Annotated in this window: 17 protein-coding genes; 3 read left to right on the plus strand and 14 right to left on the minus strand. The window is 49.2% G+C overall.

Translation table 11 applies throughout. From position 1 onward, the window contains the following. A partial coding sequence (locus ACECE_RS26585; protein WP_040427979.1) for a group II intron maturase-specific domain-containing protein occupies positions 1–611 on the plus strand: 611 nt, incomplete at its 5' end. Here the strand turns inward: ACECE_RS26585 and ACECE_RS30945 are convergent. From ACECE_RS30945 to ACECE_RS0204405, 14 genes are all read right to left on the minus strand, one after another. Beyond that, entirely contained in the window at positions 602–1,165 is a 564-nt protein-coding gene (locus ACECE_RS30945; protein WP_010244569.1) for a hypothetical protein, read from the minus strand. The two genes, ACECE_RS26585 and ACECE_RS30945, sit on opposite strands and share 10 nt — an antisense overlap. 11 nt (positions 1,166–1,176) lie before the next feature. Then, entirely contained in the window at positions 1,177–2,538 is a 1,362-nt protein-coding gene (locus tag ACECE_RS0204340; protein ID WP_010244572.1) for a hypothetical protein, read from the minus strand. After that, positions 2,535–2,873 carry a hypothetical protein gene (locus ACECE_RS0204345; protein ID WP_010244576.1) on the minus strand — a complete coding sequence of 113 codons (339 nt, stop codon included), beginning with the start codon at positions 2,871–2,873 and terminating at the stop codon, positions 2,535–2,537. Before ACECE_RS0204345 ends, ACECE_RS0204340 begins: the two co-directional genes overlap by 4 nt. Further along, positions 2,870–5,128 (minus strand): hypothetical protein, encoded by a 2,259-nt coding sequence (locus ACECE_RS0204350; protein ID WP_010244579.1) that lies wholly within the window; start codon positions 5,126–5,128, stop codon positions 2,870–2,872. Before ACECE_RS0204350 ends, ACECE_RS0204345 begins: the two co-directional genes overlap by 4 nt. Before the next feature lie 202 nt (positions 5,129–5,330). Then, positions 5,331–5,717, minus strand: coding sequence for a hypothetical protein (locus tag ACECE_RS0204360; protein WP_010244585.1), 387 nt, complete (start codon positions 5,715–5,717; stop codon positions 5,331–5,333). Continuing rightward, a complete protein-coding gene (locus ACECE_RS0204365) occupies positions 5,717–6,319 on the minus strand; it encodes a major tail protein (RefSeq protein WP_010244587.1) in 603 nt (200 codons plus the stop codon). The genes ACECE_RS0204360 and ACECE_RS0204365 overlap by 1 nt, the downstream gene beginning before the upstream one ends. 3 nt (positions 6,320–6,322) lie before the next feature. After that, positions 6,323–6,664, minus strand: a complete 342-nt coding sequence (locus ACECE_RS0204370; protein ID WP_010244590.1) for a hypothetical protein — start codon at positions 6,662–6,664, stop codon at positions 6,323–6,325. Further along, positions 6,661–7,092, minus strand: coding sequence for an HK97-gp10 family putative phage morphogenesis protein (locus ACECE_RS0204375; protein WP_010244593.1), 432 nt, complete (start codon positions 7,090–7,092; stop codon positions 6,661–6,663). Before ACECE_RS0204375 ends, ACECE_RS0204370 begins: the two co-directional genes overlap by 4 nt. Then, complete coding sequence (locus tag ACECE_RS0204380; protein ID WP_010244596.1) at positions 7,085–7,411, minus strand: head-tail adaptor protein; 327 nt, start codon at positions 7,409–7,411, stop codon at positions 7,085–7,087. Before ACECE_RS0204380 ends, ACECE_RS0204375 begins: the two co-directional genes overlap by 8 nt. Positions 7,412–7,413: 2 nt before the next feature. Continuing rightward, complete coding sequence (locus ACECE_RS0204385) at positions 7,414–7,722, minus strand: head-tail connector protein (RefSeq protein ID WP_010244598.1); 309 nt, start codon at positions 7,720–7,722, stop codon at positions 7,414–7,416. A gap of 18 nt (positions 7,723–7,740) precedes the next feature. Next, the gene (locus tag ACECE_RS0204390) at positions 7,741–8,109 is read right to left on the minus strand and encodes a hypothetical protein (protein ID WP_010244601.1); all 369 of its coding nucleotides are present in this window, start codon (positions 8,107–8,109) and stop codon (positions 7,741–7,743) included. 12 nt (positions 8,110–8,121) lie between these two features. After that, positions 8,122–9,309: a phage major capsid protein gene (locus ACECE_RS0204395; RefSeq protein WP_010244605.1), complete on the minus strand. Its 1,188-nt coding sequence runs from the start codon at positions 9,307–9,309 to the stop codon at positions 8,122–8,124. Between the two features lie 20 nt (positions 9,310–9,329). After that, on the minus strand, positions 9,330–10,028 hold the full coding sequence (locus ACECE_RS0204400) for a head maturation protease, ClpP-related (RefSeq protein WP_010244608.1): 699 nt from the start codon (positions 10,026–10,028) through the stop codon (positions 9,330–9,332). Beyond that, positions 10,025–11,284, minus strand: coding sequence for a phage portal protein (locus ACECE_RS0204405; protein ID WP_010244611.1), 1,260 nt, complete (start codon positions 11,282–11,284; stop codon positions 10,025–10,027). The genes ACECE_RS0204400 and ACECE_RS0204405 overlap by 4 nt, the downstream gene beginning before the upstream one ends. Before the next feature lie 188 nt (positions 11,285–11,472). Here ACECE_RS0204405 and ACECE_RS0204410 point away from each other — a divergent pair, with 188 nt between their 5' ends. Further along, complete coding sequence (locus ACECE_RS0204410; protein ID WP_010244614.1) at positions 11,473–11,937, plus strand: MarR family winged helix-turn-helix transcriptional regulator; 465 nt, start codon at positions 11,473–11,475, stop codon at positions 11,935–11,937. Between the two features lies 1 nt (position 11,938). Beyond that, the gene (locus tag ACECE_RS0204415; RefSeq protein WP_010244617.1) at positions 11,939–13,189 is read left to right on the plus strand and encodes an MFS transporter; all 1,251 of its coding nucleotides are present in this window, start codon (positions 11,939–11,941) and stop codon (positions 13,187–13,189) included. Positions 13,190–13,227 lie beyond the last annotated feature (38 nt).

Raw genomic sequence — 13,227 nt, forward strand, 5'->3', positions numbered from 1 at the left:
TTCTGACAAGTATAAGAGAGACTATAGAAAAGCACAAAATGGTTAAACAGGAGGACTTAATAAGACTACTGAACCCTAAAATACAAGGATGGGCAAATCATCACAGACATAAAGTATCAAAGAAGGCATTTGGTCATGTTGATAATCAGATATTCCTTAAATTATGGCAGTGGTGTTGCAGGAGACATCCAAAGAAGGGCAAGAAGTGGATAAAGAATAGATACTTCCATAGTATAGAGACAAGAAACTGGGTATTTGCAGCAAAGACCGACAAAGGATTGGTAAAGTTAAAAAGAGCTTCTGATACTAAAATATTAAGGCATGTAAAGATAAGAAAAGAAGCAAACCCTTATGATACAGAATGGAAATCATATTTTGAAGAAAGGGAAGGTTACAAACTCTTTGAAAGTATGAGCGGAAGAAATGCCTTAAGAAGAATGTGGAACAGACAAAAAGGATTATGCCCAATATGTGGCGAAAGAGTAGTTGAAAAAGGGACGTGGAGAATGCATAAGGACGAGCAAGCAAACAAGAAATACATAGTGCATTCAAAATGTCATAATAGCCTACATGGTTATATACAAAACCCGATTGAGCTGGCTTACTCATAGAGTTGAGTAAGTTTACAAGTGCTTGAGCCGTGTGAGGGGAAACTTTCACGCACGGTTCTTAGGGGGGAAGGAGGCTGTAAAGTCTCTAACCTACCCGACTCGGTGTCTGTCTTTTGGATAGCTATCTGATTACCCTCGCTGTCCTGCAGGAACGCATGGGTCACAAAGTGATAATAGGTATCATAATAGGCGGCCAGAAAGCCCACTTCAGTAATGTTATTTCCATTAAACTGGTCTGCCTCAAGGCGGATTTCCTTCGTAATATACGAGGTCGGATATACATACACGGTTTCAATCGTGGTCGGTATCTTTCTGCCAAGATAGCTGAATACATCGGTGCGAGTGACACTCAGCGTTCCTGTTCCTTTTCCCACGCCGATTGCCTTCAATGGGTCGGCATAGTAGCTTACTCCGCCGGTGTTTGTGAAATAATGAAACCAGCGGTTCAGAATAATATTGTAGGCGACGGCGGTCTGCTTCAGTTCGTTTGTCTTAGCATCGCGTACCTCAACATCGAATCGGTTATGAATGACCGCTTTTTGTTTAAATTCCATGACTTCTCCTCCTAAATCGGTAATATGCCTACCGGCGGCAGAGTAACGGTGCTTTCAACATTAACCGTAACGCTCTCGTTAAGGTATGCACGATGGTCGGTCTTGATATTGATGTACATCCCGGCGATTGGCGTTACCATAGCTGTTTCCCTGAGAATGGTCTGTATCGGCAGCCCGGCAAGGACAAACGCTGTCGCTTCAATCGGCATTCTGTGACCGTCTATAACTTGCCACGCCTCGTGGCACTCACTGACTGTAATCGTAAAGTCAACACTTTGCCCTAAATCCTGTGCGAGGGTCAACTTCAGCTGGTTGTCGTTCTGCCAGACGCAGGATTCCACCGGGCGCACCGGGAAGGTTGTGAAGTAGTTCTCAAACGCACCGTTTATGCCTCCAACCATGCGGTTGAAGGTGATAACAATCTCGCGAAGTCCGATGCGTTCATGCTCGATAACTGAGAGAGCGGGTTCATCTTTTGCATAGCAGGCAAGGTATGGCATATCTGGGATAGCTTCTCCATGTTCCGAAAAGACAGGATAATAATACTGTACATTGTTCATCCATACCTTTACGTCCTGCGGCCAGCTTTCCGCGTATTCGGGAGGCATCGCCTGTCCCGCGTAGGTGCGATCGGAGAGGACATAGTTCATCACGCCTGCGTTTTCGGTGAGAAAACCAACCCTGAAATCATTAGTTCGGAATACACAGAGGGTCGCGTTGCCTGTACCAAGCTCCGTAACCTCATTCTCAGTTTCCCAGATATACTCACCGTTGCTTTGTTGACAATAGGCGCGATAGAACACTTTATCATCCCGCAGATAACCGATGATTAAGCCCTGGTCGACTCCTGTGTCGAGTGTCGACTGCCAGCCACGACAAACGGAAATCTGTGAGACACCTTCAGCAAGCGGTATCCTTGTGGATACGTCGCTCCATTTCTGTACATACAGGTTATTGCTGCCGTCTATGAAAAAGATGTACGGCGTTTCCTCGGTCATCAGCTCGTAATACCGCTTTTTTGGATTGATACGCCAGTCACCGTCAAACTCGATTGCAACGTCCTTGACCGAACCGATACTCCAAACGAACTCCCATTCCTGTTCGGCATAAGCTGGCATTTTTCGGGAGTAAACACTGCCCGTGCCGTTATCAACACAAACTGCATAAACAAGGCTCGGCTGTGCTTCTCCCGGAAGCTGTCTGATGGCCACATCACCGAAGTTCGCCGGGATATCTTCATGGATCACCTCGGTGATCAGTGTGTTGATACTTGCTTGTTTCGCAATAACCTGTATTTGGGGCAGGTTGTCGGTTGATGTTCCGTAAAAGCGTTTTAGGAGCTTCTGCTTTAGGTCAAGAGGAACACTTCTCATACATCCGTCTCCTTTGCGAGCGTGATTTCAGCTTTGAAATACTCCCTTGAAATACGGTCGAATTCGGACAGTTTGGTAATCCTGCCGAAGTACACCTTTCCGCCCAAAGTAACCTTCAAAAGCGAAAGCTGGTCCTCGGCGGAGAACAAAGCCTGTCTGCCGTCCTCTTTTACATAAACGGTCAGCTCATATGAGACGGCAGGCTCGCCGAAACGTGAAATCAACTGCCTGCCGTCAAGGGTTTTATGGAGAGTGCGGATAACCTCCTGTTTTTCTTTCAATGAAACGAACGGGGTGATAACAATTCCGTTATCCATGTTTTTCAGTTCCGTCATATCCGCACCTCACCCCTTAACTGATTGATGATGATATCTACCACCGAGGTCATCTCATTTTGGTTGTTGACACCCTCAACCCGGATAACCCCAGTGTGGTTTATGGTTTTATCGGCATTGCCTTTGCCGTTTACAGTGGCGTTGACATCAAATTCTGTTGGGATAGCCTTTTGCATATCTTTTTCCACGCCGTTCATGGCGTTAAGGAAGCCGACACCAATGCCTTCGCCCATATTGCCACCGATTCCGGCAAACACGGTCGACGGGGAGTGGATGCCGAGAAGCCCTTTAACCCCATCGACAATCCCGCCAAAGAAGTTGCCGACCGAATCGGACAGCCATTTGCCCATCGACTTGATGCCTTCCCACAGACCTTTGACAATATCAATACCAATTTGCATCACTGAACCAACCGCGCTGCCAAGCCCGCTGACGATTGCTACAATAATCTGAGGTAGGGCGGCTATCAGCTGTGGGATTGCCTGAATCAGACCCGCTGCAAGCTGAACAATAAGCGTGATACCCATCTCGATGATGGCGGGTAGATTGCTGGTAATGAATTCGATAATAGTCGTAATAATCTGTGGCAGCGCTTCCATGAGCCTTGGCAGCGCATTCAAAAGTCCCTCAGCCAGACCGGCGATGATAGCGAAAGCCGCTTCGAGGATTTTATCCATGTTGGCAAGCAGAGTGTCCACAATCAGAATGATTGCTTCTATGATAGAAGGAATCAGTTCCGGGAGTGCGTCCGCGATACCGAGCGCAAGGGTAATAATCATGTCGATGGCTGCTTGTATGAGCATAGGCAGGTTGTCAATAATTCCATCCACTAAGGACATGACCAGTTGTACGGCTCCCTGTGTAATCTGCGGTAAGGCTTCGACCAGACCTTGGAGCAGGGTGAAAATAACCGAACTGGCCACTTCAATAATCATAGGCAGGTTATCCGTTATGGAGTTTACCAGCGCCATAACGATATCGACAGCGACCTCCATAATCTTGGGGAGGTTTTCAAGGACCATATCCGCAATTCCACCGATTGCATTGCCGATTACATCGGATATCTTTCCGAAGTCGCCGCCCGCTTCATTGAGTCCGCGTGTGAAATCACCCAGCAGGGATACCCCATCGTCTGCAAGCGTCTGCAGCTGGGGCAGAAGAATGGTACCCATTGCATTTTTCGCTGCGCCGGCGCCCGCCTTTAGACGCTGGACGCTGTCGTCGAATTTACCCAGAGCGTTCAGGGAATCGTCGGACATGACTGCACCCATGCGCTTCGCTTCTTCCGTCAAAGCTGCAATGCCTTCGCTGCCTTGGGCGATGAGCGGATTCAGTTCCTGAGCACTCTTGCCGAAAATCTGCATAGCGAGGGCGTCACGTTCGGTTTCGTTCGAGATTTTACCAAGCGCATCAATGGTTTCCCAATACACGGTTTCGCTGTCCCTGAGCTGTCCGCTGCTGTCTGTCACGGATATGCCGAGTTTTGCATAAGCATCGGCAAACTTAGCCGAGCCGTCCCTCGCGTTAGCCATCGACTTGACCTGCTTGGACATAGAACCGGTTAAGGTCTCCATTGAGACATCGACCAGTTCAGCGGCGTATTTGTATGCCTGCAGGCTTTCGGTTGACATTCCCGTAACCGTGGACATCGTGAGAATTTCGTCGGCGTAGGCAGCGGCGCCGACCGTCATATCGGTCAGGGATTTTGCTGCTCCGATGGCGGCTGCTCCCACCGCGACAAAAGCGGTGCCCATTGCGGCTCCTATACCTTTTAGAACACCGCCCAGTTTTTGAAACCGCCCGCCAGCATCGTCGGCTTTATCACCCGCGTCTTTAAGCTCGTCGCCGAACTGGTCTGCTTGTTTTTCAGCATCGTCAAACTCGTCTGCCACACCGTCAAGCGCCTTTTCATTCGACTTGAGCTCGCGTTCCATGCCGTTGAGTTCTGCCTGCGCATTGTTCAGCTGAACAGCCCACTGCTGTGTGCGGCGGTCATTCTCGCCGAAGGAATCGGAGGCGTTTTCAAGCGCCTTGCGGAGGGTTTCGATTTTCTCTTTCTGCGCATCGATCTGCTTTGTCAGAACCTCGTTTTTGGCGGTGAGGGACTGGACGCTGTTTTCATTTTTGCCGAACTCGGACTCGACCAGCTTCATTTCCGAACCGAGTACCTTGAACGACTGATTGATGTCAGAAAGGGCTTTCTTGAACTCCTTTTCACCCTCGACGCCGATTTTCAAGCCAAAATTATCTGCCATATCTCACCACCTCCTTAGATACCGCTTGGAATGATTTCATCGATGTAATGCTCACGCTTCGGTTTTGCCAGACCGTTAAACTGCTTATATATCTCCCACTGGTCGAGCAGATGACCCAGCGGCATGAGCCAGACCTCCGGCTCTGACCGGTGCAGCAGAGTTACACCGTAAAAAATCAGCCGGGCAAACAACTCCTCGTCGTTTACCCGACCTGTGCGTTTTTTGAGGACTCGTCCTCGCTTTCTATATTGCGCTTCGTTCCCTTGAACATTGCTTCCATAATGCAGTTTTTGTAGTCGGAGAGCTCGAGCGGCGAGGTGAGCAGTTCGACCGCATCCTCTGTGAGCAGATCTCGTTTTTTGGCGGGATTCTGTAGGTTGTGTACCAGTACTGATTGGTTGGCAAGCAGCGTAATGAGCCACACCACCTCGTCGAGTGCCATCTCGAAGTTCTCTGACTTCATGAGCTTTTCGCCCAGATTAGAAAGACCGCCGTATCTCTTGGCAATCTCTTTTGTCGCTTTGGTGGTAAGGATCAGTTCGTAATCCTGGCCACCGATAGCAATTTTTGCGCTTCTTTCATCAGTCATTATTCGCCACCTCCGACAGGAGCGGCGAATGTGGGCTCGTAAACCTGCGTGCACCAGCCTGTGATAACAGATGCCGGAACGCTCGTGTCGTCCTCGTTGACTTCGGATTTCCACGGATGCTTGCCATTGCCGTCCAGTTTATTACGGCGGTATACCGTACCCTCGATGGTCGGCGTGGAAAAGGTGATGCTGTCACCCTTGGTCTGCAGGTTGGTTGCCGGGATTCCGAATACGACACGGTAAAGCCAGAAGTAACGGTATTTGCCGTTGGATTTCTTTGCGCGGAACCCGATAGCAACGGGAGCGCCACCGTCCTCACCTCCGGATATCACGACATGGTTGTCGTCAATCTTTGCCCCGGTCAGGTCCTCGGCAGCGGTTGTGCCGATATCGTCGACACCCAGTGAAAGTTTTCCGGATTTGAATTCCTTCACAACCTCGGCGGGACTGTCATCAGCGTAAAGAGTCGCTTCCACCAGTTCAACCGACAGATCAGCTTTCATAGCTTTAGCAAGCTGGATGGGCGTGCTGTAAGTTTCGGTTCCGTCCGTGCCTTCCGTTATCTTTGCATAATAGAGCTTATCAAGCCCGATAGTAGCCATTTACTATTCCTCCAATTCGTAATATTTCGCCACATCAATGGCGTAATGGTGATAGCCGGTATCATCCTCGTGTCCTACATACCGGCGGTCGGCTATAACAAAATCAGCCTGGAGGAGCATCCTCACAAGCTGATTCTTTCTTTGTAAATAGTTGTTTTTGCTGAACAGCGTAATCCTGACCTCGTTTATATCCGCAAGCGGCTTATTGTCACCAAAAACAGCAAATGTGTCGCTTAAGGGCGTCAGCACCAAATATTCATCGGGAGGCACGCCGCTGAAGACACCTGTTTCAACAGGGATATTTGTGGTTTCAAACAGTGCGTTCAAATCGGACAATATACTCATAGCTTATCAATCTCGCTTTCCAGCTTGTCAGTCATAGCCTCGATACAAGCGTCTTTTGATTTGCTCTTTGCAGGTTTCAGAAAAGGCTTCGGGGTTTGACCATGCTTGCCGTATTCGAGGATGTTAGCAATTTTAGCGTTACTGCCGCCATCCGAACGCGGCTCTTTGAAGCCTATCTTCACGTTGAAATTACCATCTCTGTCCTGCTTGGCCGGAGATACTCCAAGCGCTGATTCAAGTTCGCCAGTGGAACGGCTTTCAATCTTCGTGTTTTTACCGACCACGGATGAAAGGTTGCTTTTTACCTTGTCATATACGACTTCGGCACCGGCTTCAAGAACCTTTGGTACGATTTCGTCGGTTTTTTCAGCCAGCCTTGACACCTTGAGGAGGAAGTCATCCGGCATTTTGAAGTCGACCTTAGCCATCAGTGCTCACCGCCAATACTTCAAGATATATCCCTCGAACCTTTACATTTTCAACCGAGTATATGTTGTAGCGTTTGCCTTCACAGACAATAACGTGGCGAGTATTTAGTTCGATGCCGGGAATGGTGCGCAGTCGGAACAAGGCATTCACCTCATCTGACTGCGCCATATTACGCCACTTTTCTGTGGAGTTCTTTTGCTCAAAATATGTTCTGACTGAAGCAAGAACTGTGTCCCCGTGATTTATAAAGCCATCAGCGTCCTTGACCGGTTCTGCTGAAATGATGTCGATGAAGGAACTCATCTTCCCAAAACTCATATTCACACCTTCCAATCCCGGTCGAGTCTTAGAAGAAGATTGACCGTATTCCATACCTGCTGTCCGGCTTGCACATTATCCGCAAAAAAGCCGCCCGTGCTGCCGTCCCTGGATTCATAGAAGTGGGACGACAGCATAATGACGGCTTGCTCTGTGGTAGGCGGCATCTGATGATCTGTGTAGTAGTTTTCTGTGAGATGCTGATAGCTTTCAGCGTATTTAACGGCGGCGGTGATGTACAGCTGAAGGAGTTCATCGTCTGCCGTGTGTTCAAGGATGAGATTTGCTTTGACTTTTTCAAGCAGCGTCATACCGCCACCGTCCTTTCTTTATTCCTGCGCGTCCGGAGCCATAAGCCCAGCGGTTTTCAGTTTTTCGAGCAGGGCATTGAAATCGGCAAGCAGTAAAGTGATATCCTCCGCCACACTTGCCGCCTGGTTTACCGCGACAGGCACTTCCGGCACAGCTGGGTAAGTCGGAACATAAAGGATTCCATCAGATCCGATTTTCGCCGGAACAGTATCCGTTTCAGTTTTGGCGGTTGCCTTTACTCCGCCAAGTGTGGTTTCTGTAGTGACGGGTACTTGAGAAGAAGGAAGTCCCGTTACCGAGGCTCCCTCCTTGATTTCCAACGTTCCGCCGATGACGGTTTTCTCGCCGCCCTGTTCGGTGTAGTTCTTCGCATTATATTCGCTCATATCGCTACCTCCTTAGGCCTTCATCTTAAGAATCTGTACGGCTTCGGGTAGTACCAGTTTGCCGTCGACACGCTCCTTTGCCACATAGCCAATCATGCCGTTGCCTGCGTAGAGTTCCTTGAGTTGTGCAAAGGAACGGGAACCACGGTCACCGATGTTGTAGTAGCTGAAATCACCGAATGCCATAACAGGCACCCCCGGTGCAATGGTGGAAACGAAAGCAGAGGTGTAAATGGAGTAGCCTGCTAGCTTGTCGGGTTCACCAGCCTGATAGGACGGCTGCCAGATATATGCGCCGTTGCCGTCTTTCAGCTTGCGGAGAACGGCAAGCGTCTGGTCATTGGTGATGAATACGGCCTCTTTACGATACGGACGCTTGAGGGCATAGATGAGGTTTAATACCTCGTCTGCCGTAATCGAAGCACCGGAAGTGGTAACGCCAATCTGACCTCCGCCAGTTGCGGCAAAGATGCCGAGGGGCTTACCCTGACCGTCTCCGTTAAGGAAAGCATCCTCTTCAGCATTGGACAGAGCCTTGGTGAACTGGTCGAGGATGTGGCTTTCAAGATTGAAAGCATTATCGTAGAGCAGTTCCTCCGTAACCTTTACAGCCACATGGAGCTTGTGGGCGTCAAGCAGAATCTGCGCGAAGGTCGCGTCACCGAAAGTAAGCGCAGCACCCTCATCAATCCATGCCGCCGCAGGAGTTGTGGCTGCGATATTGATTTTATGTTCACCGCTGGTCGTGATTCTGGTAGCCAGCTTACGGAAGATATTCTCTTCCTTCAGACCCTGAATAAGACGGTCATCATACTCAACGGGGACAAGATAACCGCCGTCCGTGTCAACACCCTCTTGCAGGACATTGCTGACCTGACGGAAGTTGGAGCGGAGCGCCTGCAGCATTCCTGCTTTGTACTCATCTGACGCTCTGCCGGTCTTGGTTTCCATGCCGGGGACGGCAGGCTTGCCTGTGAGGGGAGTGTTCAGAGGCTTGGAAAGCTCACGGTCGAGTGCTTCCTGTTTTTCGAGACGGTCGATTTCCTTGCCGAGAGCGACCACGTCAGCTTCCATTTTGTCGTAAGTGGCCGTGTCGTCAGCGGAAACCAAACCGTCGGTACCGCGCTTGGTATCAAGGAAAGCCTTTGCGGCTTCCCATGCTTTTGCGCGCTTTTCGCGCAGTTCAAGAATTCTGTTCATTGATGTTACCTCCATAAAATTTAGTGTGAAATTAAAGAGAGCCGCTTTTCCAGCGACTCAACGGGTGTGCCCTTGTTCTGTTTGGGTATCTTGGGTTTAACCTTGTTCAGCAGTGAGTTCGTTACCGCCCGACGGCTGAAAGCATAGGTGACGTCATCTGGTTGAATCCGCTTTTTCTCATCTTCCAGAAGGCCGTCCGCAAAGCCCAGTTCAATTGCTTTGTTGGCATTGAGCCAGGTTTCGGCGTCCATAAGGTGGGAAAGCTTCGCACGGGACTGCCCGGTCTTGATTTCATAGGCGTTGATGATACTCTCCTTGACCTCGTCCAGCATAGAGATTGCTTTCTGCATTTCCTCGCTGTCGCCGATTGCGATGGTCAGCGGGTTATGCACCATCATGAGCGCCGTTGGAGCCATCAACACCTCGGTTCCCGCCATAGCAATAACGCTTGCCGCCGAAGCTGCAATACCGTCGATTTTCACGGTAACCCTGCCTTTGTAATCCATGAGCATGGTGTAAATCTGACTTGCCGCGATACAGTCGCCGCCGGGTGAGTTGATCCAAATAACAATGTCACCCTCTCCGGCAATCAAATCTGTTTTGAATGCTTTCGGGGTGACATCGTCGTCAAACCAGCTTTCCTCGGCAATCGTACCGTCAAGGTAGAGCGTTCGGGCACCGGAATCTTCATCCCGTGCCCAGTTCCAGAATTTCTTCATTTGGTTGTATCCTCCGTTCCTGTAGTATTTGCGAACGCGCCCGCGTCCTGTAATTTGGTCATCGCGCCATTGATGAGGTAGAGATCGCCACCCAGTTCCGCAGGGATGCGGTCGAGGTTTTCAAGCTCACGGATGTCGTTTGCACTCATCCAGCCGTTCTGCCTTGCCGTGGCGTAACCGCTCATCCGGCTGACATAGTCACCGCGAAGCAGTCCGTCCACGTTGAACTTGATAAACACCGTCGGCTTTTCGGTATCAGAAAGCAAGGCGCGGCACATGGACTGCTCCCAGCGGACCACCCACGGATCGAGTGTGTATTTCACGAACTCAAGACTCTGCTGCTCGATGTTGCTGAAGGATGATTTTTCAAGGTCGGCGAGCATATGCGGCGGCACTCTGAAAATACGGGCGATCTCATTAATTTGAAACTTCCTCGTTTCCAGAAACTGCGCCTGTTCGGGCGAGATGCCAATGGATTGGTACTTCATGCCTTCTTCGAGAACGGCCACCCTGTGTGAGTTGGCTGAGCCTTGGTAGGCGGCGTTCCAGGATTCTTTGACTTTTTGCGGGTCTTTAATGGTTCCGGGATGTTCCAGCACGCCGCCCGGTGCGGCGCCGTTGGCGAAGAACTTCGCTCCGTATTCCTCGGTGGCCATTGCCAATCCCACGGCGTTTTTCGCCATTGCAATCGGTGAATAACCGACCAGACCATCAAAACCCAAGCCTGGGATATGCAGCACATCCGATGGTGCGAGGTAGACTTGACTGTCTTTTCCGAGCGTTGGTGCATCATCGGTGCTTCGCTGATACAAATAGAAAAGCCGGCCGTTTGAATCACGGTCGACCGTCATTTTGTTCGGCATCAGCGGATAGAGGGCAATGACCTCGCCTCTGGCGTTTCGGATAATCTGCGCGTATGCGTTTCCCCATAATAAAAGATGACTCATCAGCGTTTCCCGGAACGCGAATGAAGTCATCTCAGGGTTTGGCTCGTCGTGGAGCAGCTTATATAACGGATGGGTCAGATTTTTCTCTTTACCGCCCGAATCGTTGTAGCGGTAAACATGGAGCGGCAGTCCAGCCACCGTTTCGGACAGTATCCTTACGCAGGAGTACACCGCCGTCATTTGCATAGCGGTCTGTTCGTTGACAGGTTTTCCGGCTGTCGTACCGCCGAACAGGAAGCTGTAACGGCTGCCACCAAGGCTGTTTTGGGGCTTGTCGCGCGCCTTGAATATTCCTTGCAGTATTCCCATAGACATCACTCTCCTTAAAAATGGGTATGAAAAAAGCATCGCAGAAGCGAGGGCATCTCGTTGGCACAAGCGAATTGACGGACTGTTGCAGAATTTAAAGAAATATTTATATCTACTATTGCATTCCTATACCAGTTGATGTATCATCTATATTGGTTGACCTATCAACTAGTATAGGAGGGATTGCTTTGGATATTACTCAGCGAAAAATTACAAAGATTGCCCGAGAGGTCAGCAAGTTCACCACGAGGACTTTAAGAGCTGACGGAATCGGAACTTCAGAATTTGATTTTATTCATGCCGTTCGCAAGACCCCGGGCATCACACAAGCAGAAATCTGTAAAAAGCTTGGAATTGATAAAAGTGCTGTTGCTCGGCAGGCATCAAGCCTTGAGGCGAAAGGGTATCTAATACGAAAGCCAAATCCGGCAGACGGTCGCAGCCAACTCTTGTATGCGACGGAAAAATCAGAAAATCTGAAAAACTCAAAAGCGCGTGTTGAAGCAGAATTTTATGAGTGGCTGGCAGCGGTATTAAGCGAAAACGAGCGCGATGAATTTGCCAAGCTGCTTGATATTCTGTATCAGCGATGCAAGAATGAGAGCAAAGCAGACTTTTCGACCATTAGCGAAATAATGAAGGAGGAGAAATGATATGCGTGACACAAAGAATAAACACCGGCTATCACAGGCGATGCTGTTTATTGTCTTGTTCGGCATCGTGAGTCTCTTCTCAGATATGACCCATGAAGGTGCATCAAGCATCCGAGGCTCATATCTTTCGCTTCTCGGCGCTTCCGCCGGAACCATCGGCTTCATATCAGGACTTGGTGAACTGATCGGTTATTCCATGCGATACTTTTTTGGTAAGCTTACCGACAAAACAAAAAAGTACTGGCCAATGACCATCTTAGGTTATTTGCTTGATATAATTGCTGTTCCAGCACTGGCGCTTGTGGGCGATCACGGTTGGATTCTGGCATGTATGCTTCTTGTAATTCAGCGGATGGGGAAAGCAATCAAGAAACCTGCCAAGGATACGATCATGTCTTTCGCAGCTTCGCAGGAAGGCGTCGGAAAAAGCTTCGGTATACAGGAACTACTTGACCAGATTGGTGCGTTCCTTGGCCCAGTGCTACTATACATTGTTATGTTGTTCAAAACCGAGGGAACAACATTTCAGATCTATTCCACCTGTTTTGCTTTCCTTGCAATTCCCGGAGCAATAACAATCATTCTTCTGTTTGTCACAAAGCATAAATTCCCCAATCCGGAACATTTCGAGCCTGAGCCGAAAGAGTACATCCCTTTCAAAATGAAGAAAGAGTTTGTGCTATACATCGCAGGGATCAGCCTGTTTGCTTTTGGCTTTATAGACTATTCCATTATTATCATGCATATCTCAAGAACATTTACCGGTATTGCTTCTGGGCTGGCTGAAACATCATCGATTGTCAACAGTGGTACGATTCCGCTTCTTTATGCAGGAGCAATGCTCGTTGACGCAGTCGCAGCGCTGTTCTTCGGCTATATGTACGACAAAAAGGGCGTCAAGGCACTTGTACTGTCCACAATCATTTCTGCGCCTTTTGCCATGTTTGTTTTTGCTTTCAATTCATTACCAATGGTACTGCTTGGCATAGGCTTGTGGGGTATCGGTATGGGAGCACAGGAATCGATTTTGAAAGCTGCCGTTACAAGCATGGTTCCGAAAATAAACCGAGCTACAGGCTATGGCATTTTTGAATGCTCCTTTGGTATCTTTTGGTTCCTCGGAAGCTGGTTGCTTGGCGTTTTGTATGATATCAGCATTCCCGCGATGATAGTAGTTTCCGTGGTTGCTCAATTGGCTGCAATTCCGCTTTATCTCTATTCTTACAAGCTGCATCATGCGCAGGAATATTGATTTTGCCTTCATCGACACCCTGTATGATAATGATCGAC

Source organism: Acetivibrio cellulolyticus CD2 (genome assembly GCF_000179595.2).
In the GTDB taxonomy this organism is placed as follows: domain Bacteria; phylum Bacillota; class Clostridia; order Acetivibrionales; family Acetivibrionaceae; genus Acetivibrio; species Acetivibrio cellulolyticus.